This is a genomic window from Citrobacter sp. RHB20-C16 (assembly GCF_013890155.1).
In the GTDB taxonomy this organism is placed as follows: domain Bacteria; phylum Pseudomonadota; class Gammaproteobacteria; order Enterobacterales; family Enterobacteriaceae; genus Citrobacter_A; species Citrobacter_A amalonaticus.
The window spans coordinates 1343162-1368118 of record NZ_CP057630.1 but is presented as its reverse complement, the minus strand read 5'-3'; the positions used below and the strand labels follow the sequence as shown (position 1 = coordinate 1368118).

The window sequence follows — 24957 nt, the reverse complement described above, 5'->3', positions numbered from 1 at the left end:
TTTTTCTGTTATGCGTTGTAGGCATTCTCGCCGTGACTGTTCACATCCAGCCCTTCGCGCTCTTGCTCTTCCGGGACGCGCAGACCAACGGTCATATCCGCCAGCTTGTAGCCGATGAAGGCCACGACGCCAGACCAGACGATCGTGATGGCGATGCTCTCAAGCTGAACCAGCAGCTGATGCCCCATCGTCACCCCTTCAGCAAAGCCCACACCGCCCAGTGCGCTTGAGGCAAAGACCCCGGTAAGAATACAACCGACAATCCCGCAGACACCGTGAACGCCAAACACATCACACGGGTCATCAACGCGCAGCAGACGTTTGAGCATTGTCACGCCCCACAGCCCGGCCACGCCAGCCACCACGCCAATGATTAACGCGCCACCGACACCGATGTAACCACAGGCAGGCGTCACGCCGACCAGACCGGCAATCGCCCCTGAGCATGCCCCCAGCAGAGACGGTTTACCGCGCAACGCCCACTCGCCGAAGATCCAGCCGAGGATCGCGGCGGCCGTGGCAACAACGGTGTTCACAAAGGCCAGCGCAGCAATTTCGTTCGCCGTCCCTGCGGAACCGGCGTTAAAGCCGAACCAACCGATATAGAGGATCGCCGTACCGGTAAAGACCATCGGCAGGTTATGCGGTTTGAACGCCTCTTTGCCGAAACCCACACGTTTGCCAATCAGGTAAGCCCCCACCAGGCCAGCGATGGCGGCGTTGATATGCACGACGGTACCGCCGGCAAAGTCCAGCGCACCGTGCGATCCCAACAGGCCGCCGCCCCACACCATATGGGCAATCGGAATGTAGGAGAGGGTCAGCCAGACCACCACGAAGATCAGGACGGCAGAGAAACGGATGCGTTCCGCCAGCGAACCGACGATCAGGCCGACAGTAATACAGGCAAACGATCCCTGGAAAGCAACGTGAATATACTGGTAGATACTGCCCATTACGGCGGTCAGTTCAATGTTTTTCAGCATCACCCAGTTGAAGTTACCGAAGAAGCTGTTCCCTTCGCCGAATGCCAGTGAATAACCAAACACCACCCATATGATGCACACCAGCGCAAAGGTGACGGTGACCTGCGTCAGCATCGACAGGACGTTCTTCCCGCGGATCAAACCGCCGTAAAACAGGGCGATACCCGGTATGGTCATAAACAGCACCAGCGCGGTACAAATCATCATAAAGGCGTTATCGGCTTTATCCGCCACTGCCGGAGCAGCCATCGCGAGACCTGGCAGCAGCGCCAGCGAAGCAAGGCCCGTTTTCATCGTTGCTATCTTCATTTTGTCGTTTCCCGTTACTGTGTGCCAGGCTTTACAGCGCCGCTTCGTCAGCTTCGCCGGTGCGAATACGAATGACGCGTTGCAGCTCCGCGACGAAAATTTTGCCGTCGCCAATTTTTCCGGTGTAGGCCGCCTTGCTGATGACATCGATCACTTCATCCAGTTGGTCGTCGGCAATGGCCACATCAATCTTCACTTTAGGCAGGAAGTTGACGCTGTACTCTGCACCCCGATATAACTCGGCATGACCCTTCTGACGTCCGAACCCTTTCACTTCGGTGACGGTCAGCCCTTGAATACCAATAGAAGAGAGCGCTTCGCGAACGTCTTCAAGTTTGAACGGTTTGATTACCACGGTAACCAGCTTCATAGATCCCCTCCAGTCAGAATTCGGCATATGGTGCGACTACACGACTGAGGTATTGCAAGGGGTATGCCAGAATTGAAAAAGCGGGCCGATGTCTGTTCTACAGGCCGTCTGACGGGCGATTCAGAATGGAAAACGGAACGGGAAAAGAAAAACGCACCATGACAGTGCATGATGCGTTACATTTTTGCACCACCGCCGAAGTGACCCGGCAGTGGCGGTGCATCAGGCGGGAAGCGACTCCTCGCGAACGCTGGCGGCAAGCTCTTCGCCAGCGAGCTGGAGCTGATACATCTGCCAGTAGCGCCCTTGCGCCGCAAGCAGTTGCTGATGAGTACCACGCTCTACCGCCTGTCCACGATGAAGCACCAGAATGGTGTCCGCCTCAACAATGGTCGACAGTCGGTGCGCAATCACCACCAGCGTGGTGTGTTCGCGCACGGCGGCCAGCGCATGTTGAATGGCCTGCTCGGTACCGGAATCGATACTGGCGGTCGCTTCGTCGAGGATCAAAATTTGCGGCGTTGCCACCAGTACCCGCGCCAGCGCCAGCAGCTGTTTCTGCCCGACGGAGAGATTGTTCCCCTGCTCACCAAGTTGGGTATGAATGCCTTCGCTCATCCCGCGAGCCAGTTCCGCCAGTTGCACCGTCTCCAGGGCTTGCCACACTTGTTCTTCAGAGATATCCCGCCCCAGCGTCACGTTTGCCAGGAATGAATCCGCCATGACCACCGGATCCTGTTGCACCATCGCGACGCCCTGACGCAACGCGCTGTGACTCAGTGAACGTAATGGACGCCCGTCAAGGCGAATCTCCCCCTGACTCAGTGGGTAATAGCCCATCAGCAGACTGGCAAGCGTACTTTTACCGCTGCCGGTATGCCCAACCAGTGCAACAAAACTGCGGGACGGTACGGAAAGGCTGACATTTTGCAGCACCAGATTATCATCGCGGTAGGCGAACGACACATCCTCAACGTCAATCTGCCCGGACGCCAGCGGTCGCGGGTCCTGCCCGTAACGCTGGCGCGGCCCGTCCATCAGTTCAAACACGCGCTCCCCGGCCACCACGGCCTGTTGCAGCATCGACTGCTGAGTGGTCAGTTCGATCAGCGGTTCATTCAGGCGTCCCAGATAACTGATAAAGGCGTAGAGCACCCCGACTTCTATTGTCCCTGCCGACGTAAAACTGAACAACATCAACAGACCGCAGAGAATGAGCGCGGAAAACAGGCTCAGCAGAGGCCGTAATAAGAAGCCATCTAAACGCAACGTCTGCATACGCGCCAGATAATGCGAGCGGCTGGCTTCGCCCATCCTCTCACCAAAGCGCGCCTGCTGGCGAAACTGCTGGATCACGCTCATGCCGTTAATCACTTCGTTGAAGCCGTCATTGATATCGGCGAGATAAGCCCGCACACGACGGACTATCGGCGTGCTGTAACGCTGATAGATAATCATCACCACCAGCACCGCCGGGAAAATCAGGATCGCCACCAGCGCCATGCGCCAGTCGAGACTGAACATTGCCACCAGCATCGCGCCAATCAGGGCCGCGCTGCGCAGAACTGTCGCGACTACCGTGACATACAGATCGCGGATCACTTCGGTATCGTTGGTGACGCGCGAAATGAGCTGTCCGACGGGCTGCGTGTCAAATTCACTCAACGGCTGGCGCAGCGCGGCATCCATCACGTCGGTACGCAATTGCTGCACCACGCCGACCGCAGCGCGGTTAAACAACAGCGACTGAGCATAGTGCAGACTGGCGGCGAGAATCTGCAGCCCAAGATAGGCGGCAATGAGTCCGGTCACCCTCCCCAGCGGCAGATTATTTTTAGCCACCATGTTGTCGATGAAGTAGCTTATCAGTAGCGGCCCGCTGACTTCTGCGGCCGCCGCGACCCACAGCATAATCACTGCAACGCCTAACGGTTTTCGCCACGGCGATCCATAGGCCAGCAGGCGTTTGAGGGTCGGCCATAACTGCCCAAAACTACGCATTTGCCGCCTCCTCGTTATTTTCCGGTGCATCATCAAGCGCCGCTTCCAGTTGCTGATAACGGTACATATCGCGATACCAGCCCGCCTGCTGCACCAGCGCCTCGTGATCGCCGCGCTGCGCGATATGCCCATGCTGCATCACGATGATTTCGCTCGCTTCAGTCAGCGCCGAGAGGCGGTGCGCGCTGATAATCACCGTTCGCCCTTCTCCCCACTGGCGCAGATTGTGCAAGATCTGATGCTCCGTTCGCCCGTCCACCGCCGACAGGGCGTCGTCCAGGACCAGGATTTCGGCATTCAGCAACAGCGCCCGCGCAATGGAGATACGCTGTTTCTGTCCGCCAGAAAGCATCACGCCGCGCTCGCCGACCTCGGTATCGTAGCCCTGCGGCAGACGAAGAATATCCTCATGTACGCTGGCTAAACGCGCCACATGTTCAATATCCTGTTGCGTGGCGCTGGGGCAGCCCAGCGCAATGTTATTCGCCACGGTATCTGAAAACAGGAATGGCGTCTGACTGACCACCGCCAGCCGACTGCGCCAGCTATCCAGTTGCAGGCGTGGCAGAGGGATGTCATGAAAGCGGATATCCCCCTCGGTGATATCGAAATGGCGCTGAATCAGCGACAACACAGTACTTTTACCCGCGCCTGTCGGCCCGCAGATGCCGAGCATCTGCCCAGGCTTAAGCTGAAAATTGACGTTTTCCAGCGTCGGGTGCGTGGTTTGCGGATAGCAGAACGCACGGATCGCCACCGCCAGTTCGCCCCGCCCTTCCGGCACCGGTTCGCTGCCATCATTCACCACCGGCGCTTCGGCCAGCATCGCGCGAATACGACCGTAAGCGGCGCTACCGCGTTCCACGATGTTAAACATCCACGCCAGCGCCAGCATCGGCCAAATCATCAGCCCGAGGTACATCATGAAGCTGGTCAGTTGTCCCAGCGTCAGCGAACCTTGTACGACCATCCAACTGCCGCCACCGATAGCCAGCAGGTTCGCCGTGCCGATGGCGATATAAATCGTCGGATCAAAACGGGCATCAATACGCGCCACGCGCATGTTTTTCTTCCCGGTATCTTCCGCATCAGCCGCAAACAGTGCGGACTGCCGATCCTCCAGACCAAAGGCTTTGATCATACGAATACTGGTCAGGCTCTCCTGGGTACGGTCATTGAGACTGGAGAACGCCGCCTGTGCCAGTCTGAAACGATCATGCAGACGATCGCCGTAGCGTTTGATCATCAGCGCCATTACCGGCATCGGCAGTAGAGCAAACAGCGTAAGCTGCCAGCTGATCTGCGTGGACATCACAATCAGCACCGCACAGCCCATCACCAGCGAATCCACCAGCGTCAGAACCCCTTCCCCGGCGGCAAAGACCACGCGGTCGACATCATTGGTGGCGCGCGCCATGAGATCACCAGTGCGGTGGCGCAGATAAAATTCAGGATGCTGGCGGCTGAGTTGGCGGTAATAATCTTCGCGTAGCTCCACCGCCAGTTGGTAAGACGCACCAAACAGCAGCACGCGCCAGACGTAGCGCAGCAGATAGACCACCACGGCAATCAGGGCGATGGTGCCAATCCACAGCATGATCTGTTGCGGCGTAAAGCGTTGTGTAGATACGCCATCCACCACAATACCGACCACTTTTGGTGGAATGAGTTGCAGAATAGCGATGAGGATAAGCAAGGCAACCGCCCCGAGGTAGCGACGCCACTCCCGGCGAAAATACCAGCTTAATTGAGCAAATAATCGCACGTATTATGTCCTGACCTGATTTTCCGGCAAATCGTGCCGGGAGAGTTATTCGATTGGCAGCGCAGTGGTGTATTTAATCTGTTCCATGGCAAAGCTCGACGTGACGTCCGACAGACCGGGAACGCTATTGACCAGACGTTTATAGAAGTCGTCATAGCGCTTCATGTCGGCCACCTGAACCCGCATCAGGTAGTCGTACTCCCCGGCCATGCGCCAGAAGCCCAATACCTCCGGCATCTCACTGACCACCGTCACGAAGCGGCAATACCAGTCACTGCTGTGATGCTGGGTTTTAATGAGCACAAAGGCAGTTAATCCCAGCCCCAGTTTTTCCGGATCCAGCAGTGCGACTTTACCGACCAGAATCCCCTCATCTTCCAGTCGTTTGAGGCGTTTCCAGCAGGGTGTGGTGGTCAGATTAACGGCATCCGCCAGCGCCTGCAAAGAGAGGGTGCAGTCCTGTTGCAACAATGCAAGCAGCTTACGGTCAATTTTATCTAACATACCGGCACCTCAGAGAAGAATTTTCTCCTTACATTCTATTTTAAAGGCTAAATGGCAACAATTTTTTCCGTGCTTTTCGCTACTCTTGGCACAAAATGACAAATGGATATTAATGATGAACAGCACCTGGGTTAAAAATGCCATCAATGAGATTAACGCAGATTATCAGCGCTCGGCGGATACTCATCTTATCCGCCTGCCATTACCGGTATTTCCAGATATCCAGCTCTATCTGAAAGATGAAAGCACCCACCCGACCGGTAGCCTGAAGCACCGGCTGGCGCGTTCGCTGTTCCTCTATGGGTTGTGCAATGGCTGGATTAAGGAAGGCACGACGATTATCGAATCCTCTTCCGGTTCAACGGCAGTCTCCGAAGCCTATTTCGCGCGCCTGCTGGGGCTGCCGTTTATCGCCGTCATGCCCGCCTGCACGGCCAAACGGAAAATCGAACAGATTGAATTTTACGGTGGTCGCTGTCATTTCGTGGACAGCGCCTGCGAGATTTATGCGGCGTCAGAACAACTGGCGCATGAGTTGAACGGCCATTATATGGATCAGTTCACCTATGCCGAACGCGCCACCGACTGGCGCGGTAACAACAATATCGCCGACAGCATCTTCCGCCAGATGCAGTGTGAACCGCATCCCGTACCGAAACACATTGTGATGAGCGCCGGAACCGGCGGGACCTCCGCGACCATTGGCCGCTACATCCGCTGCCAGGGTTACGATACAAAATTGATGGTGGTGGACCCGGAAAACTCCGTCTTCCTGCCTTTCTGGCAGTCGCGTGATGCTACGCTGCGCAGCCCTGTCGGCAGCAAAATTGAAGGAATTGGACGCCCGCGCGTCGAACCGTCATTCATTGCCGACGTGGTCGATGAGATGCTGCGCGTACCGGATGCCGCCAGCGTGGCGACCGCGCACTGGCTGGAAACGCAACTGGGCCGCAAAGTCGGCGCCTCTACGGGCACCAATATGTGGGGAATGTTGCAACTGGCCGCCCGCATGCGCGAAGCCGGAGAAACCGGTTCGCTGGTGACGCTACTGTGCGACAGCGGCGAACGCTATCTGGACACCTACTACCATGCTGAATGGGTGAGCGCCCATATTGGCGATCTTCGCGCGGCGAAAGCAGAGCTGGTGCGGTTGCTGAATACGCATTAAATCAAAAAAAACCGGGCTGAACGCCCGGTGCTGGTAGGGTCTCTCATTCGGGGGAATAAGGAAGATTTGGATAGTCCAGCCAATGTGTCAAAAAGTGTGATACCGCCTGGTTGCGACAATGACCAATCACCGGTAAATGGGGAAGTTCGGCAATAAGCTGCGGCATGGCATTGCCCATGATCAGGCCACGGCCGACGCTGCCAAGCATTTCGCGATCGTTCATCGCGTCACCAAACGCCATACATTCCGCCAGCGACAGCCCCAGATGTCCGCTCAGGACCTCCAGTGCAGAACCTTTGTTACAGCCTACCGGCAGTACTTCCAGGCAATCGATCGCCGAGTAACAAAGATGGGCTCGTGCGCCCAGTACCTCTTCAAGCTGAATTTTCAGCCTCGTCAAATCGTCATGATCGCCACAGAAGCAAACTTTAGTCACCCGATCTGCCGGAATACGCGCGACATCCACAATCTGATAGCGAAAACCGCTATAGACGTGGGCGTGCAGCATCTCGGGGATCTCTTGTCCGGTAAACCAGCCGTTATCGTTGAAGACATGCATACTCGCCTGTGTGTCCCAGTGCTGATGCAGGACGATCTCAGCAACAGCCGGATCCAGATCCTGACGGTGTAGCACCTCGCCTTCCAGCGAGTGAATGCGTGTCCCGTTACCGGTGATCAGAAAAGCATCGAGAGAAAAAGTGCCGAGAATATGGCGCATTTCCAGTACATGGCGTCCGGTGGCAAACGTCAGGGTAATGTCACGTTCACGCAGACGCGCCAGAGTAGAGAGCGTTTCATCACCCAAAAGGTGATTTGGCATCAACAGGGTGCCATCCATATCAAATGCAGCCAGGCGTGCCATCTCTTTCTCCACTCGGTGACGGATTAACTTGTGATTCAGTATTACCTGAGATATACGGAAGTAATAGTGAATAGATAAAAGAAATTGTTCCGGGTTTATATGCGACTTCTCAATCGGCTTAATCAGTACCAGCGACTCTGGCAGCCTTCTAACGGCGAACCGCAGCACGTGACCGTCGGGGAACTGGCTGAACGCTGCTTCTGTAGTGAGCGGCACGTCCGCACGTTGTTGCGCCAGGCGCAGGAATCGGGTTGGCTGGTCTGGGAGGCGCAGTCCGGACGCGGTAAGCGCGGGCAACTGCGTTTTCTGGTAGCCCCGGAATCATTGCGCACGGCGATGATGGAACAGGCGCTGGAGAAGGGCCAACAGCTTAGCGTACTGGAGCTGGCGCAACTGGCACCCGGTGAACTGCGGGCCATGCTGCAGCCCTTTATGGGGGGTCAATGGCAAAACGACACGCCCACGCTGCGTATTCCCTATTACCGTCAGCTTGAACCGCTGCATTCTGGTTTTCTTCCCGGTCGCGCCGAGCAACATCTCGCAGGGCAGATTTTCTCCGGACTGACCCGTTTTGACAGCCAGACGCAGCGGCCCTGTGGGGATTTAGCCCACCACTGGGATATTTCCGCCGACGGGTTGCGCTGGGACTTCTATATCCGCTCGATGCTGTTCTGGCACAACGGTGACGCGGTAGAAACCACACAGCTTCATCAGCGACTGCTGATGTTGCGCAAACTCCCGGCACTGAACCGGCTGTTTATCAGCGTAAAGCACATTGAGGTGACGCATCCGCAGTGCCTGACGTTTATCCTGCACCGCCCGGATTTCTGGCTGGCGCACCGGCTGGCAAGCTACGGCAGCCTGCTGGCACATCCGGAACACCCCGTCATCGGAACGGGACCTTTTCGTCTGACGCTGTTTACGCCCGAACTGGTACGTCTGGAAAGCCATGACCATTACCATCTCGTACATCCACTGCTCAAAGCCATTGAATACTGGATCACCCCTCAGCTTTTTGAGCAAGATCTCGGCACCAGTTGTCGCCATCCGGTGCAGATAACCATTGGCAAACCCGAAGAACTCGCCACGGTGAGCCCGGTAAGTACCGGCATCAGTCTCGGCTTTTGCTATCTCGCGCTGAAAAAAAGCGCCCACCTGACGCCACTGCAGGCTCGTCGGCTGGTCAGCCTTATTCATCGTTCTTCACTGCTGCAAACGCTGGATGTGAGAGAAAACCTGATTACGCCCTGCAACGAATTGTTGCCTGGCTTGGCCATTCCGCAGTGGGAGGGGCTGGAATCGGTTGAACTACCGAAAAAAATGACGCTGGTTTATCACCTGCCGGTGGAACTGCATACTATGGCAGAACACCTGCGCCACACGCTGGCCGCCCTCGGCTGCGAACTGACGCTGATTTTTCATAACGCGAAAACCTGGGACGGCTGCCAACGGCTTGCCGAAGCGGATCTGCTGATGGGAGACCGCCTGATTGGCGAAGCGCCCGAATATACACTCGAACAGTGGCTACGCTGTGATTCACTTTGGCCGCACGTGCTTGATGCACCAACATTCTCACATCTTCAGGCCACGCTGGATGCGCTGCAAATCAGACCGGAAGAGGATCATCGCTATGCCGCGCTGCGGCAAGTTTTCGCCAGCCTGATGGATGACGCGACGCTGACGCCGCTGTTTAACTATCACTATCGCATCAGCGCACCACCTGGTGTGAACGGGGTGCGGTTGAATCCGCGCGGCTGGTTTGAGTTCACCGAAGCCTGGCTACCACCACCCGCGTCGTGAAGAAGCTGGTCGCCAGGCAACTCTGGCGCTACCATAGCGGCTTTATACACGTCATTCTTCAAACTGCCTCTTTGTCGGCTACGTCTGTTCACCCCTGTCATTTACTTATGTAAACTCCAGGAGATTCTCAGACTTTTCGTCTCGATGCAATTTGAATGGCTTTGTGTACAGTAACTTATCAGGATTAACCATGAAACGTGCCGTCGTAGTATTCAGTGGAGGCCAGGACTCCACCACCTGTCTGGTGCAGGCACTGCATCAGTATGATGAAGTGCATTGCGTGACCTTTGATTATGGTCAGCGCCATCGCGCGGAGATTGATGTTGCACGTGATCTGGCCCTGAAACTGGGTGCACGTGCACACAAAGTACTGGACGTGACGCTGCTGAGTGAACTGGCAGTCAGCAGCCTGACCCGTGACAACATCCCGGTTCCGGATTATGAACCGGATGCTGATGGGATCCCGAATACCTTTGTCCCTGGACGTAATATTCTGTTTCTGACCCTGGCGGCGATTTATGCTTATCAGGTAAAAGCAGAAGCGGTGATTACCGGCGTCTGCGAGACCGATTTCTCTGGTTACCCTGACTGCCGCAATGATTTTGTCGAGGCGCTGAATCACGCCATTAAACTGGGGATGGCGAAAGATATCCGCTTTGAAACGCCACTGATGTGGATTGATAAAGCCGAAACCTGGGCGCTGGCAGATTATTGGGGCAAGCTGGATCTGGTACGTGAAGAAACGCTGACCTGCTATAACGGCATCAAGGGCGACGGTTGCGGCCACTGCGCGGCCTGTAATCTACGCGCAAATGGCCTGAATCATTACCTGGCAGATAAACCGGTCATAATGGCGGCAATGAAGCAGAAGACCGGTTTGAAATAATTGCGGGTTTCGCCGGATGGCGGTGCCTGGCACCTTATCCGGCCAACAGTTGGATCATCCACCCCTACTTCACCATCTGCTCCAGCTTTTCGCGTAACTCCCCTTCCAGCGGCAGCGCTTTTTGCGATTTCAGATCAATACAGACGAACGTAATAAGCGCATCAGCCACCACCTGTCCTTCCGGTTCCAGCGTAATCACCTGGCTTAGAATACCGCTTTTCCCGTTTAGCTGTTGCACCTGACTGGTGACGGTTAGCAGATCACTCAGAACCGCCGGACGGCGATAGTTAATATTGATGTTGACCACCACGAAAGCGATATTGTGGGCAGTCATCCATTGAAAGCTATCGCTGCTCTCCAGGCCATCCCAGCGGGCTTCCTCCAGAAACTCAAGATAGCGGGCATTATTCACGTGCTGGTAGACATCAAGATGATAACCACGAACCTTAATCTGTGTTTGCATAGCGCAGAGACCTTACGTTTTTGTTATAGAGAGACAGGAGTAGAGAGGCCATAACTGGTATGACCTCTCTCAGTCTGGCAAATATTTGCCAGTGCGCAAGTGATTAAAGTGTTAAAGCAGACAGATTGCGCTCCACTAACGCGTTGCCCATCCCCGGTACTTGTTTGAGATCTTCCACCGTTTTAAACGGGCCGTACTCATCACGATAGCTGACGATCGCCTGTGCTTTCTTCAGGCCAACACCGTTCATCGCGCGCGCCAGCTCTTCTGCCGATGCGGTATTGATGCTGACCCTGGTGCCCTCTTCGGTGCTGGCTTTCGCCGGAACCGCGGATTTGTTTTGCCCTGCAACCGGTGCTTGTGCGCTGGTCTCCACCGCTGGGCTTTTCGCTGTCGATGACGCCGCCAGCGCGCTTTGCGTCATACCCGCGCAGGCGAAGGAAAGGGTGATAAGTAACGCTTTGATTCCATGTTTCATACTGTTTTCTCCTTGTTAGTGAACAGTGGAATCACGATAACGAGGTTAAAACCAACGAACAAATGGCAAATGTCAGAAATGGAAAAGGCCGCGAAAGCGGCCTTCAGGTGTTACAACGGTTGTGCAATGATTTGCGAGACGTCTCGACGATTACGGCTGTTGATCCATCGCATCGCCGATTTTGATTTTCGCCGATTTACGCAGGTTACTCATCAATGCCTCAAAGACAATCTGCGCATTGTTCTGGGTGATCCCCTGAACCATCGCTTTCTTCTGATCTTCCGGCATGGAGCCCGCTTTCACGTCGTCCAGAGCCAGCAAAACCACATTGCCCTGCATATCGTTGGCAATGCCATAGCTCGGCTTATCTTTCGCCGGCAGGCTCAGACCAAACGCCGCCTGGCTAACCGGATCCTGGCCCGTACGGCTCAGCGTTTTAGACTCGCCAAAGCTCAGACCAGCGGCTTTCATCGCTTCTGCGCCTTTACCCGCCTTCAGCTCAACCAGCAGTTTTTCCGCATCCAGTTTAGCCTGCTGCTCTGCCTTGTTGTGCTTAACCAGCGCCGTAACCTGATCTTTCACCTCAGACAGTGGCTTCACGGCCTCTGCCTTGTGATCGCTGATACGCAGAACAAACGCGCGATCGCCATCGACGGTGATGATATCGGAGTTTCTGCCCGGCGCGCCGTTTTCACCCACCAGAGCACCATCAAAAATGGCGTCTGATACCGGTTTGAAATTCAGCTCTTCCGGCAGGTTCTCGTGACTGAACCAGCCCGTCTGTACCGCTTTCGCGCCAGCTGCCTGTTCGGCACCCGCCAGAGATTCCGTATCATTGTTCGCCGCATCGCTCACTTTCTGCTGTAAAGCAAAGTAAGCATCCAGCGCTTTTTCCTGTTTCACTTTCGCTGCGATGTCATCACGGACTTCGTTCAGCGGCTTCACAACCGCCGGCTGAATGTCGTCCAGACGCACAACCAGAAAGCCAACAGAGGATTTAATCACGCCAGAAAGCTGGCCCTTCTCTTTCAGCCCGGCATTTTTCAGCTCTTCCGGCGTGGTGGCGTCTTCCAGCCAACCCATATCGCCGCCGTTGCGGGCAGAGATGATGTCGGCCGATTTCTCTTTCGCCAGCGCAGCAAAGTCACCACCTTTGTTCAGCGCGTCGAGTACCGCTTTCGCTTCATCTTCCGTTTTAGTCTGGATGATGCTGTAACGGCTACGCTGTGCCTGGGTGAACTGATCCTGATGCTGATCGTAATAAGACTGGATATCTTCATCGCTAACCGGCTTTTGCATCGAGGCGGCGTCCAGCTTGATGTAGCTGACGCGGAACTGTTCCGGAGTCATGAAGCTGTTTTTGTGCTGCTCGTAGTAGCTGGCCACTTCCTGATCCGTCACCGACTGCTTCGCTGCAAGAGCATTGACGTCAATCGTGGCTTCACGGACGACACGCTGCTGTGCAACCAGCGCCGCCAGCTCATCAGTCTCACCCTTGAGCATAAAATCGGTGCCCGCGACGCCGCTGATAAGCTGCTGTGTAGTCAGTTGGTTACGCAAGGCTTGCGCATACTGGTCAGCGGTCATCCCCATCTGATTAACAATCGCGTTATAGCGGTTGTTATCAAATTTGCCATCGACCTGGAATGCCGGCGTGGAGAAAATCGCCTGCTTCACCTGCTCGTCGCTGATGCCCAGTTTGAGTTCGCGGGCATACTGATCAAGCAGCGCTTCATCAATCAGACGATTAAGCGTCTGCTGGCGCAGGGTTTTCATGTAACCTTCGTTTGCCGCAAGCTCAGAGTACTGATCGCCCAACTGTTGCTGCATGCGATTACGTTCGCTGTTGAACGCATTCTCAAACTGCCCACGGCTGATTTCCTGGTCATTCACTTTAGCGGCGTAGTTGTTGCCTCCGCCAATCAGGTAACCACTCACGCCGGTCAGAATGAACGACACGATAATGATTCCGAAAATAATCTTGAGCACGAGACTGTTAGCAGCCGTGCGTAAGCTGTCCATCATGGTGTAACCACACTCCGCTGTAGGTGACTATACACGGCATCTTTCACGCGGCCTCGTCGTTAACTGCCCCGATGAAACGTGAATGCCTTGTGTATATACGCGTTACGCAGCATAGCGTTTCCTGAACGCTGCGCATAAAGGCCTATTGTGACAAGAAACAGGGGCGATTGTCAGCCCACAACATGTAGAAAATCGCTGCAAAAACAAAAAAGGCACATCAATTGATGCGCCCTTGTACTGAGTCCTGTCCCCGGAAGGGGATCACGCTTAGTTTACTGCGTCTTTCAGTGCTTTACCTGCACGGAAACCAGGTACTTTGGCGGCAGCAATGGCGATCTCTTTACCTGTTTGCGGGTTGCGGCCAGTACGGGCAGCACGCTCTTTAACAGCAAAAGTACCAAAACCTACCAGCGCAACGTCATCCCCTTCTTTCAGAGATTCGGTAACAGAAGCAATAATTGCGTCTAACGCACGCCCTGCCGCAGCTTTGGAGATATCAGCCCCTGCAGCAATTTTGTCGATCAGTTGAGATTTATTCACTCTTCTCTTCCTCATTATAATTTATATCGCACCAGAATCCTTCAAAGTGCGACCGCGCAGCAGTTATATCAGGCCTGCCATGCCCTTACAACACCCGATAATGATGGCAAGCCCAATCCGTCATCTAAATTAGCTATACAAAAAAAGGCTGGCAAGTACGAAATGGCCTGCCAGCCCTGTTTTTATTAGTGCTCTTTGCGCGAGGTCACTATTTTGCCGTCACAACCTGCATTCCAGAGGGTTCATTTTGCAATGCGAGCGTCAGAACCTCTTCAATGCGTTTCACCGGATGGATGTCCAAATCGGCAATAACATTGTCCGGAATCTCTTCCAGGTCGCGTTTGTTTTCATCCGGAATTAAGACCGTTTTAATACCACCACGGTGCGCAGCCAGAAGTTTTTCTTTTAACCCACCGATCGGCAGCACCTGACCACGCAGGGTGATCTCACCGGTCATCGCCACATCGGCACGCACCGGGTTACCGGTCAGGCAGGAAACCAGTGCGGTACACATCGCAATACCGGCGCTCGGACCGTCTTTCGGCGTCGCCCCTTCCGGAACGTGAACGTGAATGTCGCGTTTTTCGTAAAAGTCCGGATTAATACCCAGTTTTTCCGCACGCGCACGCACCACGGTCAATGCAGCCTGAATGGACTCCTGCATCACTTCACCCAGCGAACCGGTGTAGGTCAGCTTGCCTTTGCCAGGCACGCAGGCGGTTTCGATGGTCAGCAGATCGCCGCCCACTTCCGTCCACGCCAGACCTGTCACCTGGCCTACGCGGTTTTCATTGTCCGCGCGACCATAGTCAAAGCGCTGTACACCCAGGTAGTCGTGCAGGTTATCGCCATTGATCACAATGTGTTTCAGTGACTTATCCAGCAGCAACTGCTTAACCGCTTTCCGGCACAGTTTGGAAATTTCACGTTCCAGACTACGCACGCCAGCCTCACGAGTGTAGTAACGAATAATGCCGATAATGGCGCTGTCGTCGACCGTCAGCTCGCCTTTCTTCAGCGCATTACGCTCAATCTGCTTCGGCAACAGGTGCTGTTTGGCAATGTTCAGCTTCTCGTCTTCGGTATACCCGGACAGACGGATCACTTCCATACGATCCAGCAGCGGCGCTGGAATGTTCATGGAGTTGGAGGTCGCGACAAACATCACGTCGCTGAGATCGTAGTCCACTTCCAGGTAGTGATCGCTGAAGGCCACGTTCTGCTCGGGATCCAGCACTTCAAGCAGTGCGGATGCCGGATCGCCACGCATGTCGGAAGACATTTTGTCGATCTCATCGAGCAGGAACAGCGGGTTTTTCACGCCCACTTTCGCCATTTTCTGGATCAGTTTACCCGGCATTGAACCGATGTATGTCCGACGGTGGCCACGAATTTCCGCTTCATCACGCACGCCGCCCAGCGCCATACGGATGTATTTACGCCCGGTCGCTTTGGCGATGGACTGACCCAGAGAGGTTTTACCTACCCCCGGCGGTCCCACCAGGCACAGGATCGGCCCCTTGATTTTGTTCACACGGCTCTGTACCGCGAGATACTCAAGGATGCGGTCTTTCACACGCTCCAGACCATAATGGTCGGTATCAAGGATTTCCTGCGCCTGACGCAGGTCTTTTTTAACCTTGCTACGCGCATTCCACGGCACCTGAACCATCCAGTCGATGTAACCACGCACGACGGTCGCTTCCGCTGACATCGGCGACATCATTTTCAGCTTCTGCAGTTCAGCTTCGGCTTTCTCTTTCGCCTCTTTCGGCATTTTTGCCGCGTCGATCTTCCGCTTCAGCGCTTCGTTTTCGTCCGGCGCGTCGTCCATTTCGCCGAGTTCTTTCTGAATCGCCTTCATCTGCTCATTCAGATAGTACTCACGCTGAGATTTCTCCATCTGCTTTTTCACGCGGTTGCGAATGCGCTTCTCAACCTGCAGCAGATCGATTTCAGACTCCATCATCGCCATCAGATATTCCAGACGCTCGTTCACGTCTGACATCTCCAGCACGGACTGCTTATCCGCCAGCTTCAGCGGCATATGGGCAGCGATGGTGTCCGCCAGACGCGCCGGATCGTCAATGCTATTGAGCGACGTCAGTACTTCTGGTGGGATTTTCTTGTTCAGCTTGATGTAGCCTTCGAACTGGCTGATCGCCGTGCGTACCAGCACTTCCTGTTCGCGCTCGTCAATAGCAGGCGAATCAAGGTATTCCGCTTTCGCAGAGAAGTGCTCGCCGTTATCAGACAGCGCAGAAATACGCGCACGCTGTAACCCTTCGACCAGCACTTTGACGGTGCCGTCAGGCAGTTTCAGCATCTGCAAAATAGAGGCCACGGTCCCGACGGTGAAAAGATCGTTTACACCCGGCTCATCCGTTGATGCTTCCTTCTGGGCGACCAGCATGATTTTTTTATCATGGTCCATAGCCGCTTCCAGACAACGGATAGATTTTTCCCGCCCTACAAACAAGGGTATGACCATGTGCGGATAAACCACCACATCGCGCAACGGCAATACGGGGATTTCAATGCGTTCAGAACGCTCAGGATTCATAGAGCTCTCTCTTAGTTTAGTGTCCGCCAGGTAATCAGATGGCATAGCTGTGCTTCATGCCACCTTTAACATGTATGTCAGTATATGGGGATGTTTCCCACACATTCAACGCCATGATTACGGAAAAAGTAAAGGGGAGATAAAATCCCCCCTTTTTGATTAACTGATTGTATGGATTGGCTAATTATTCACCAGATGCCTGCTGGGCTTCCGGCTTGCCGTAAATCAGTAATGGCTTGCTCTGACCGCCGATCACCGACTCATCAATCACCACTTTTTCGACGTCTTCCATCGAAGGCAGATCATACATGGTATCCAGCAGCGCGGCTTCTACGATGGAACGCAGACCACGGGCACCGGTTTTACGCGCCATGGCTTTTCGGGCAATCGCATCCAGCGCTTCGTCGCGGAACTCCAGGTCAACGCCTTCCAGATTGAACAGCGCCTGATACTGCTTGGTCAGCGCGTTTTTCGGCTCTTTCAGGATCTGGATCAGCGCTTCTTCGCTCAGTTCGCTCAGCGTTGCCACAACCGGCAGACGACCAATAAACTCAGGAATCAGACCAAACTTGATCAAATCTTCCGGCTCAACCTGCGAGAGCAGTTCGCCTTCGCTGGCCTTGTCGGATTTCGCTTTCACCGTTGCACCAAAACCAATGCCGGAGCCGGTTTCAACGCGGTTGGCGATCACTTTATCCAGGCCGGCAAACGCACCGCCACAGATGAACAGGATCTTAGAGGTATCCACCTGCAAGAATTCCTGCTGCGGATGTTTACGTCCACCCTGCGGCGGAACGGCAGCAACCGTCCCTTCGATCAGTTTCAGCAGCGCCTGCTGTACGCCTTCACCGGAAACGTCACGGGTGATCGACGGGTTGTCAGACTTACGGGAAATCTTGTCAATTTCATCGATATAGACAATACCACGCTGCGCTTTCTGCACATCGTAGTCGCACTTCTGCAACAGTTTCTGGATGATGTTCTCAACGTCCTCACCCACGTAACCCGCTTCGGTCAGCGTGGTGGCATCCGCCATCGTGAACGGAACATCCAGCAGGCGCGCCAGCGTTTCCGCCAACAGCGTTTTACCGGAGCCGGTCGGACCGATCAGCAGAATATTACTTTTGCCCAACTCGACGCCATTACTGGTGTCGCCGTTGCGCAGACGTTTGTAGTGGTTGTATACCGCGACCGCCAGCACTTTCTTGGCCTGTTCCTGACCGATGACGTAATCGTCAAGATGGTTACGAATTTCGTGTGGCGTCGGCAGCGCACTGCGTTCACGATGCGGTGCTACTTCCTTAATCTCTTCGCGAATGATGTCGTTACACAGATCGACACATTCATCGCAGATATACACGGATGGACCGGCGATGAGCTTACGCACTTCATGCTGGCTTTTGCCGCAAAAAGAGCAGTACAACAATTTGCCCGAGCCATCTTTGCGTTTATCTGTCATGAGTCAAAACCTCTTCTTTGTTCTTTGTGCCGCACACGACGACGCAAAATGCCATTCTCAGGCGCAACTCGCTTTGTCGCGTTGTGCCGCCCCTGGTAAGTATAGCGGCAGAGTTGCGCCCCGGGCATCAATTACGATGGGTCAAAATCGAGTCGACTAAGCCATACTCAACTGCCTCAGCGGCAGAGAGGAAGCGATCGCGCTCAGTATCACGCTCAATCTGCTCAAGAGATTGACCCGTATGGTGTGCCATAAGTTCGTTCATGCGCCCTTTAACTTTCAGGATTTCACGGGCGTGAATTTCAATATCCGTTGCCTGGCCCTGGTAACCGCCCAACGGCTGATGGATCATTACGCGGGAGTTCGGCAGGCAGAAACGTTTACCTTTCGCCCCGGCCGTCAGCAAGAACGCGCCCATTGAGGCCGCCTGGCCCATACAAATGGTACTGACGTCTGGCTTAATAAACTGCATGGTGTCATAAATCGACATGCCTGCGGTAATTACGCCGCCCGGAGAGTTAATGTACAGGTAGATATCTTTTTCCGGGTTTTCAGCTTCCAGGAACAGCATCTGCGCCACAATCAGGTTAGCCATATGATCTTCGACCTGGCCGGTCAGAAAAATGACACGTTCCTTAAGTAGACGAGAGTAGATATCAAAAGAGCGCTCACCACGTGAGGTCTGTTCAATGACCATCGGCACCAGCGCCATATGGGGTGCAAAGTTATCTCGTTCGCCGCTGTATGACATTTCCGTCTCCTGGATAAAAAATGAAAAAACCTGCTGTACCGATTGTAACCTTATGGACGGATTATCAGCTAGTCCCTCTGTTATGGGTACGGCATCGCCATAATTCAAGCATAACAATCTTTTGCCTGAACGCTAACACCGAAAAGGGCTTTTTCGCACGCTTCCATGCAAAAGTCATGACAAAAAAAAGACCCGCCACCTGACGGTGACGGGCCTTTGAGCGAAATTCGCGCGTTTAAGCGGAATTACGCCTGCTGGTTCATCAGCTCATTGAAGGTCGTGGCTTTTTCAGTCACTTTGGCTTTCGCCAGAACCGCTTCAACCGCCTGCTCTTCCAGAGCGACGTTACGCATGTTGTCCATCAGCTCTTTATTTTTGCTGTAGAACTCGATCACTTCTTTCGGATCTTCGTAAGCAGAAGCCATTTCTTCGATCAGGCCCTTCACGCGATCTTCATCCGCTTTCAGTTCATTGGTACGAATCACTTCGCCCAGCAGCAGACCCACAACTACGCGACGCTTAGCCTGTTCTTCGAACAGTTCACGCGGCAGTTCCAGCGCTTGTTTCTCGTTACCACCGAAACGCTGAGCAGCCTGACGACGCAGAACGTCGATTTCGCTGTCAATCAGTGCAGCAGGAACGTCGATATCGTTCGCTTTCACCAGACCGTCGATTGCCTGAGATTTAACACGGTTACGCACCGCGCCTTTCAGCTCGCGTTCCATGTTTTTACGGACTTCAGTACGCAGACCGGCAACGGAACCATCTTCAACGCCAAAACGTTTGATGAATTCTTCAGTCAGTTCCGGCAGCTCACGCTCTTCCACTTTCTTCAGGTTGATGGCGAATTTCGCCGCTTTACCTTTCAGGTTTTCAGCGTGGTAGTCTTCCGGGAAAGTCACGTCGATGGTGAACTCTTCGCCCGCTTTGTGACCTTTGATACCGTCTTCAAAGCCCGGGATCATACGACCCTGGCCCATCGCCAGTACGAAATCAGACGCTTTACCGCCTTCGAACTCTTCGCCGTCTACAGAACCGGTGAAGTCGAGGGTAACGCGGTCTTCTGCATCCGCAGCGCCGTCTTTATCTTTCCAGGTCGCCTGCTGTTTGCGCAGGGTATCCAGCATCACGTCAACATCCGCATCGGTGACTTCAACAACCGGTTTTTCAACTTCGATTGTGTCCAGGCCGGTCAGTTCAACTTCCGGATAGACTTCGAATTCTACCGCGTAGGTGAAATCTTCACCCAGTTTGTATTCGCCCGGAACGTAGTTCGGTGCGCCAGCCGGATTGATTTTTTCTTTGATGATGGCATCAACGAAGTTGCGGCTCATCAGGTCACCCAGAACGTCCTGGCGAACGGACGCGCCATAACGCTGAGCAACAACATTCATCGGTACTTTGCCTTTACGGAAGCCGTCAATACGCACTTTCTTCGCTACGTTGACCAGCTCGCTTTTAACAGCGGTCTCGATGCTGTCAGCAGCGATAGTAATCGTTACACGGCGGCCAAGGCCTTGAGTGGTTTCAACTGAAACTTGCATCTTGTTACCTCAAAAAATCACAGTGCTCGGTCAACTCTACTCCGCAAGCACAGATTATTAGCTTCGCGGAACCGGGATGTTCTCTTAATCAATCACATTCCCTGTCGTCAGAATCATCCCGAAGACATTCAAATAAGACGCGGCATTATAGCGGCATCACTTTTATGAGTCGAGAACGGTTATTACGCGTTGCTGCGGCATTTTTCACAATTCCCGGCTATTCTTGCCCTGAAAAGGGTTTGACTCGTGCAAAATTCAGACAAAACAAAACGGCCCGCAGGCCGTTTTCACATAATCTTTAGCAACATACTGGAAAAACGCCAGCAGTTGCAAATGCGTTTTTACGCGATGCTTCCCGCACCACGACAGGGAGGTGACGCAAAGATCGTATCCTGCAACCCTTCCCACTCTTTAATGGTATAAGTATGCAGAGCCAGCGCGTGGACCGTCGTAGACAGTTCTGCGGTTAATGTACCGTAGATCATCCGATGACGATTCAAAAAACGCTCGCCGGTAAAGCGATCGCTAACCAGAACGACCTTAAAGTGGCTTTCTGAGCCAGCCGGGACATTATGACGATAGCTTTCATCCACGACCTCGAGGAACACGGGTTGGAACGCTGCCCTTAATTTTTCTTCTATTTGCTCACGTATCATCATGATATATCTCCTCAAACGGCGCTGAGATGTCACCCATCCCTTTAAATATTAGCCGCTTTTACCGGTTCCATTGCGCCATTACAACAAAAATTTAGCCTTCGTCTGATTTTCGCCATCAACGCGATGAAGTTTACTGATTCAACCCGTTGGGGGATGGCATAAATGCCCAATTTGGTCTCTATAACTTCATTATTCCGACAACATGATGAATTTACATGCGTTACCCACTTCCCCTCGCCGTTGGCGATGTTATGATGGCGGGAATTTTTCTCTATCCATATGATTAAGAGTTACTGAGAGCACGAACATGTTAAAAAAAATCCTCTTCCCGTTAATCGCGCTTTTCATGCTGGCGGGCTGTGCGACACCACCAACCACGATTGACGTTTCGCCTAAAATCACGCTCCCGCAACAGGATCCTAGCCTGATGGGCGTGACCGTTAGCATCAACGGCGCCGATCAGCGTCCGGACCAGGCGCTGGCGAAAGTGACCCGCGACAATCAGTTGGTGACACTGACGGCCTCCCGCGATCTGCGCTTCCTGTTACAAGAAGTGCTGGAAAAACAGATGACCTCGCGCGGTTATATGGTTGGCCCGAACGGTGCGGTGAACCTGCAGATCATTGTTAACCAGCTATACGCGGATGTGTCTCAGGGCAACGTGCGTTATAACATCGCCACCAAGGCCGATATCGCGATCATCGCGACGGCGGCCAACGGCAACAAGATGACCAAAAACTACCGCGCCAGCTACTCCGTTGAAGGCGCGTTCCAGGCGACCAACAAGAATATCGCCAACGCGGTTAACAGCGTGCTGACCGATACGATTACTGATATGTCTCAGGACACTAGCGTCCACGACTTCATCAAACAGAACGCTCGTTAATTTCTGCCCCCTGACCCGGCTCCGCGCCGGGTCAGCTTTATATGCCCATGCCTAGTCACTACTTACGCATTTTTCAACAACCGAAATCAGCCATTTTGCTGATGTTAGGTTTTGCCTCCGGCCTGCCGCTCGCGTTGACCTCCGGTACGCTTCAGGCATGGATGACCGTCGAGAATATCGACCTGAAAACCATCGGTTTCTTTTCGCTGGTCGGTCAGGCTTACGTCTTTAAATTTCTCTGGTCTCCGGTCATGGACCGCTACACTCCGCCCTTTTTAGGCCGTCGTCGTGGCTGGTTGCTGACGACGCAATGTTTGTTGCTGGTCTCCATCGCCGCGATGGGTTTTCTGGAGCCCGATAGCCAGTTGCGCTGGATGGCGGCGCTGGCGGTAGTGATCGCCTTTTGTTCAGCGTCGCAAGATATTGTGTTTGACGCCTGGAAAACGGACGTCTTAGCCGCAGAAGAGCGCGGAACCGGTGCGGCAATCAGCGTGCTCGGCTATCGCCTCGGCATGCTGGTGTCCGGTGGACTGGCGCTGTGGATGGCCGACCGCTGGCTCGGCTGGCAAGGCATGTACTGGCTGATGGCAGCATTACTGATCCCTTGTATTATTTCCACTCTGCTCGCCCCCGAACCGACCGACAGCATTCCGGTGCCAAAAACGCTGGAGCAGGCAGTCGCAGCCCCGCTACGCGATTTCTTCGGACGTAACAACGCCTGGCTGATTTTGCTGCTCATCATCCTTTATAAGCTGGGTGATGCCTTCGCCATGAGCCTGACCACCACCTTTTTGATTCGTGGTGTGGGCTTTGACGCCGGAGAAGTGGGCGTCGTCAATAAAACGCTGGGGCTTATCGCCACGATTATTGGCGCGCTGTACGGCGGGGTGTTGATGCAACGGCTGACGCTGTTTCGCGCTTTACTGATTTTCGGCATTCTGCAGGGCGTCTCTAACGCCGGATACTGGCTCCTGTCGGTGACCGACAAGCACATGTTCAGCATGGCTGCGGCGGTGTTTTTCGAGAACCTGTGCGGGGGAATGGGGACGTCAGCGTTCGTCGCGCTACTGATGACGCTGTGTAATAAGTCATTTTCCGCCACCCAGTTTGCCCTGCTGTCAGCGCTTTCTGCCGTGGGGCGCGTCTATGTTGGCCCGGTTGCCGGTTGGTTTGTCGAGGCGCATGGCTGGTCGACGTTTTATCTTTTCTCCGTCGTAGCCGCCGTTCCGGGCCTGATATTGCTGCTGGTGTGTCGGCAAACGCTGGAGTACACGCGACAGAGCGAAAGTTTCCTGCCGCGAACAGAATTCCGTTCGGCCTACCGTCTGGCGTTATGGATTTTGATGGCGGGATGCGTGTTGCTTGCCGTCTGGTTGCTGTTGCTGTCGCTGAACGCGCTGGCGTTCACTAACTTCTCCTTCCTCGCCGGACTGCTGGAAGTCGCAGTGACTATCGCCATTTTCGGCATCGTGTTTGGCGGCTTGCTCGACTATCTGGCGCTACGCAAAACGCGGCTGGTGTAAGCGCCCCTTTATTTAGCCGTTGTAATCACCCTGCGTAATTATATCGGCTAAATAAACAACAACTGAAAAAATTAATATTTGTTGTTTTGTGCGCAATAGAATCTGGAAATTATTGACGCCTTTTATAGGTTTTATTTTCCTTACTCGATTCAGCCGAAACACATTTATTTTTTGTATTTTATTTGTCTCTTTATTGATAATCACTTGTTAACCAATTGTTTTATTTTTGCATTGGTTATACCAATTGCCCTCGCGTCGCCTTCCTGAAGTCCCCTTTCGTTATAACGTGATGTTGCAACAGGTTCTTAATGCTGAAACGACATATCTTGCAACATATGTGACACGGGCGGCAGAACCCGGTAACACAGATCCAATGATGTTTACAGTAATGTAACCTTCCCGTAAAATGCCCACACACTTTAAACGCCACCCGGTCCCGTGGAATTGAGGTCGTTAAATGAGACTCAGGAAATACAATAAAAGTTTGGGATGGTTGTCATTAATTGCAGGCACTGCATTACTCAGTGGCTGTAATTCTGCGCTGTTAGATCCCAAAGGACAGATTGGACTGGAGCAACGTTCGCTGATACTGACGGCATTTGGCCTGATGTTGATCGTCGTTATTCCTGCAATCTTGATGGCTGTAGGTTTTGCCTGGAAGTACCGTGCAAGCAATAAAGATGCGAAGTATAGCCCGAACTGGTCACACTCCAATAAAGTGGAAGCGGTGGTCTGGACGGTTCCTATCTTAATCATCATTTTCCTTGCCGTGCTGACCTGGAAAACCACTCACGCTCTTGAGCCAAGCAAGCCGCTGGCGCATGACGAGAAGCCCATTACCATCGAAGTGGTTTCCATGGACTGGAAATGGTTCTTCATCTACCCGGAACAGGGCATTGCTACCGTGAATGAAATCGCCTTCCCGGCGAACACTCCGGTGTACTTCAAAGTGACCTCTAACTCCGTGATGAACTCCTTCTTCATCCCACGTCTGGGCAGCCAGATTTATGCCATGGCCGGTATGCAGACTCGCCTGCATCTGATCGCCAATGAAGCCGGTACCTATGACGGTATCTCCGCAAGCTATAGCGGACCTGGCTTCTCCGGTATGAAGTTCAAGGCTATCGCAACAGAGGACCGCGCCGCATTCGACCAATGGGTTGCTAAAGCGAAACAGTCACCGAACACCATGAGCGACATGGCTGCGTTCGAGAAAGTGGCTGTGCCAAGCGAATACAACCAGGTGGAATACTTCTCCAACGTGAAACCCGATTTGTTTAAAGACGTGATTAACAAATTTATGGCTCACGGTCAGAGCATGGACATGACCCAACCGGAAGGTGAGCACAGCTCGCACGAAGGAATGGAAGGCATGGACATGAGCCACGCGGAAGCCGCCAACTCAAGGGGCTGAG

At 53.8% G+C, this 24957-nt stretch carries 21 protein-coding genes; 6 read left to right on the top strand and 15 right to left on the bottom strand.

All coding sequences use genetic code 11. The annotated features are described in order from the left end of the window. Positions 1-8: 8 nt before the first annotated feature. The 5 genes from amtB to decR all read right to left on the bottom strand — a co-directional run bounded on the left by amtB (position 9) and on the right by decR (position 5935). Positions 9-1295, bottom strand: coding sequence for an ammonium transporter AmtB (gene amtB, locus HVX64_RS06515; protein ID WP_043001568.1), 1287 nt, complete (start codon positions 1293-1295; stop codon positions 9-11). Between the two features lie 31 nt (positions 1296-1326). Then, on the bottom strand, positions 1327-1665 hold the full coding sequence (gene glnK / locus HVX64_RS06510; protein WP_002891893.1) for a P-II family nitrogen regulator: 339 nt from the start codon (positions 1663-1665) through the stop codon (positions 1327-1329). Positions 1666-1887: 222 nt separating this feature from the next. After that, positions 1888-3666: a SmdB family multidrug efflux ABC transporter permease/ATP-binding protein gene (locus tag HVX64_RS06505; RefSeq protein WP_044258949.1), complete on the bottom strand. Its 1779-nt coding sequence runs from the start codon at positions 3664-3666 to the stop codon at positions 1888-1890. Beyond that, positions 3659-5431, bottom strand: coding sequence for a SmdA family multidrug ABC transporter permease/ATP-binding protein (locus HVX64_RS06500; RefSeq protein WP_044258950.1), 1773 nt, complete (start codon positions 5429-5431; stop codon positions 3659-3661). Before HVX64_RS06500 ends, HVX64_RS06505 begins: the two co-directional genes overlap by 8 nt. A 45-nt stretch (positions 5432-5476) precedes the next feature. Beyond that, positions 5477-5935: a DNA-binding transcriptional regulator DecR gene (gene decR, locus HVX64_RS06495; RefSeq protein ID WP_043001571.1), complete on the bottom strand. Its 459-nt coding sequence runs from the start codon at positions 5933-5935 to the stop codon at positions 5477-5479. A 112-nt stretch (positions 5936-6047) separates the two neighbouring features. On the opposite strand from decR, the gene HVX64_RS06490 reads away from it, so the two are divergent. Next, positions 6048-7103, top strand: coding sequence for a PLP-dependent cysteine synthase family protein (locus tag HVX64_RS06490; RefSeq protein ID WP_082010111.1), 1056 nt, complete (start codon positions 6048-6050; stop codon positions 7101-7103). Positions 7104-7146: 43 nt separating this feature from the next. Here HVX64_RS06490 and cof read toward each other — a convergent pair whose 3' ends face one another. Beyond that, positions 7147-7965: an HMP-PP phosphatase gene (gene cof, locus HVX64_RS06485; RefSeq protein WP_043001573.1), complete on the bottom strand. Its 819-nt coding sequence runs from the start codon at positions 7963-7965 to the stop codon at positions 7147-7149. A gap of 99 nt (positions 7966-8064) precedes the next feature. Between cof and HVX64_RS06480 the strand changes: the two genes are divergently transcribed. Next, the gene (locus tag HVX64_RS06480; protein WP_044258954.1) at positions 8065-9765 is read left to right on the top strand and encodes an SgrR family transcriptional regulator; all 1701 of its coding nucleotides are present in this window, start codon (positions 8065-8067) and stop codon (positions 9763-9765) included. A 190-nt stretch (positions 9766-9955) separates the two neighbouring features. Next, entirely contained in the window at positions 9956-10651 is a 696-nt protein-coding gene (queC, locus tag HVX64_RS06475) for a 7-cyano-7-deazaguanine synthase QueC (protein ID WP_043001575.1), read from the top strand. Positions 10652-10715: 64 nt separating this feature from the next. Here the strand turns inward: queC and fadM are convergent, their stop codons facing one another. From fadM to bolA, 9 genes are all read right to left on the bottom strand, one after another. Continuing rightward, the gene (gene fadM, locus HVX64_RS06470; protein ID WP_043001576.1) at positions 10716-11114 is read right to left on the bottom strand and encodes a long-chain acyl-CoA thioesterase FadM; all 399 of its coding nucleotides are present in this window, start codon (positions 11112-11114) and stop codon (positions 10716-10718) included. Positions 11115-11217: 103 nt separating this feature from the next. After that, entirely contained in the window at positions 11218-11592 is a 375-nt protein-coding gene (locus HVX64_RS06465; RefSeq protein WP_044258956.1) for a helix-hairpin-helix domain-containing protein, read from the bottom strand. A gap of 150 nt (positions 11593-11742) precedes the next feature. After that, positions 11743-13617 carry a peptidylprolyl isomerase gene (gene ppiD, locus HVX64_RS06460; protein ID WP_044258959.1) on the bottom strand — a complete coding sequence of 625 codons (1875 nt, stop codon included), beginning with the start codon at positions 13615-13617 and terminating at the stop codon, positions 11743-11745. Between the two features lie 267 nt (positions 13618-13884). Continuing rightward, on the bottom strand, positions 13885-14157 hold the full coding sequence (hupB, locus tag HVX64_RS06455; RefSeq protein WP_042324500.1) for a nucleoid-associated protein HU-beta: 273 nt from the start codon (positions 14155-14157) through the stop codon (positions 13885-13887). A gap of 208 nt (positions 14158-14365) precedes the next feature. Further along, positions 14366-16720, bottom strand: coding sequence for an endopeptidase La (gene lon / locus HVX64_RS06450; RefSeq protein ID WP_042285905.1), 2355 nt, complete (start codon positions 16718-16720; stop codon positions 14366-14368). Positions 16721-16904: 184 nt separating this feature from the next. Beyond that, a complete protein-coding gene (gene clpX, locus HVX64_RS06445) occupies positions 16905-18179 on the bottom strand; it encodes an ATP-dependent protease ATP-binding subunit ClpX (protein ID WP_042324505.1) in 1275 nt (424 codons plus the stop codon). A gap of 127 nt (positions 18180-18306) precedes the next feature. Then, entirely contained in the window at positions 18307-18930 is a 624-nt protein-coding gene (gene clpP, locus HVX64_RS06440) for an ATP-dependent Clp endopeptidase proteolytic subunit ClpP (protein WP_002891804.1), read from the bottom strand. Between the two features lie 245 nt (positions 18931-19175). After that, on the bottom strand, positions 19176-20474 hold the full coding sequence (gene tig / locus HVX64_RS06435) for a trigger factor (RefSeq protein WP_043001579.1): 1299 nt from the start codon (positions 20472-20474) through the stop codon (positions 19176-19178). 341 nt (positions 20475-20815) lie between these two features. Beyond that, complete coding sequence (gene bolA, locus HVX64_RS06430; RefSeq protein ID WP_042324511.1) at positions 20816-21133, bottom strand: transcriptional regulator BolA; 318 nt, start codon at positions 21131-21133, stop codon at positions 20816-20818. Positions 21134-21440: 307 nt separating this feature from the next. Between bolA and HVX64_RS06425 the strand changes: the two genes are divergently transcribed. The 3 genes from HVX64_RS06425 (at position 21441) to cyoA (ending at position 24956) form a co-directional block, all read left to right on the top strand. Further along, positions 21441-22019: a lipoprotein gene (locus HVX64_RS06425; RefSeq protein WP_043001580.1), complete on the top strand. Its 579-nt coding sequence runs from the start codon at positions 21441-21443 to the stop codon at positions 22017-22019. Between the two features lie 47 nt (positions 22020-22066). After that, the gene (ampG, locus tag HVX64_RS06420) at positions 22067-23542 is read left to right on the top strand and encodes a muropeptide MFS transporter AmpG (RefSeq protein ID WP_044259025.1); all 1476 of its coding nucleotides are present in this window, start codon (positions 22067-22069) and stop codon (positions 23540-23542) included. A 457-nt stretch (positions 23543-23999) separates the two neighbouring features. Further along, positions 24000-24956 (top strand): cytochrome o ubiquinol oxidase subunit II, encoded by a 957-nt coding sequence (gene cyoA, locus HVX64_RS06415; RefSeq protein WP_043001581.1) that lies wholly within the window; start codon positions 24000-24002, stop codon positions 24954-24956. The last annotated feature ends 1 nt before the right edge of the window (position 24957 follow it).

Bases quoted from the DNA above. Each gene is read 5' to 3' on its own strand.
- amtB (WP_043001568.1), bottom strand. From the start codon at position 1,295: ATGAAGATAGCAACGATGAAAACGGGCCTTGCTTCGCTGGCGCTGCTG.
- glnK (WP_002891893.1), bottom strand. From the start codon at position 1,665: ATGAAGCTGGTTACCGTGGTAATCAAACCGTTCAAACTTGAAGACGTT.
- HVX64_RS06505 (WP_044258949.1), bottom strand. From the start codon at position 3,666: ATGCGTAGTTTTGGGCAGTTATGGCCGACCCTCAAACGCCTGCTGGCC.
- decR (WP_043001571.1), bottom strand. From the start codon at position 5,935: ATGTTAGATAAAATTGACCGTAAGCTGCTTGCATTGTTGCAACAGGAC.
- HVX64_RS06490 (WP_082010111.1), top strand. From the start codon at position 6,048: ATGATGAACAGCACCTGGGTTAAAAATGCCATCAATGAGATTAACGCA.
- cof (WP_043001573.1), bottom strand. From the start codon at position 7,965: ATGGCACGCCTGGCTGCATTTGATATGGATGGCACCCTGTTGATGCCA.
- HVX64_RS06480 (WP_044258954.1), top strand. From the start codon at position 8,065: ATGCGACTTCTCAATCGGCTTAATCAGTACCAGCGACTCTGGCAGCCT.
- queC (WP_043001575.1), top strand. From the start codon at position 9,956: ATGAAACGTGCCGTCGTAGTATTCAGTGGAGGCCAGGACTCCACCACC.
- fadM (WP_043001576.1), bottom strand. From the start codon at position 11,114: ATGCAAACACAGATTAAGGTTCGTGGTTATCATCTTGATGTCTACCAG.
- HVX64_RS06465 (WP_044258956.1), bottom strand. From the start codon at position 11,592: ATGAAACATGGAATCAAAGCGTTACTTATCACCCTTTCCTTCGCCTGC.
- ppiD (WP_044258959.1), bottom strand. From the start codon at position 13,617: ATGATGGACAGCTTACGCACGGCTGCTAACAGTCTCGTGCTCAAGATT.
- lon (WP_042285905.1), bottom strand. From the start codon at position 16,720: ATGAATCCTGAGCGTTCTGAACGCATTGAAATCCCCGTATTGCCGTTG.
- clpX (WP_042324505.1), bottom strand. From the start codon at position 18,179: ATGACAGATAAACGCAAAGATGGCTCGGGCAAATTGTTGTACTGCTCT.
- clpP (WP_002891804.1), bottom strand. From the start codon at position 18,930: ATGTCATACAGCGGCGAACGAGATAACTTTGCACCCCATATGGCGCTG.
- tig (WP_043001579.1), bottom strand. From the start codon at position 20,474: ATGCAAGTTTCAGTTGAAACCACTCAAGGCCTTGGCCGCCGTGTAACG.
- bolA (WP_042324511.1), bottom strand. From the start codon at position 21,133: ATGATGATACGTGAGCAAATAGAAGAAAAATTAAGGGCAGCGTTCCAA.
- HVX64_RS06425 (WP_043001580.1), top strand. From the start codon at position 21,441: ATGTTAAAAAAAATCCTCTTCCCGTTAATCGCGCTTTTCATGCTGGCG.
- ampG (WP_044259025.1), top strand. From the start codon at position 22,067: ATGCCTAGTCACTACTTACGCATTTTTCAACAACCGAAATCAGCCATT.
- cyoA (WP_043001581.1), top strand. From the start codon at position 24,000: ATGAGACTCAGGAAATACAATAAAAGTTTGGGATGGTTGTCATTAATT.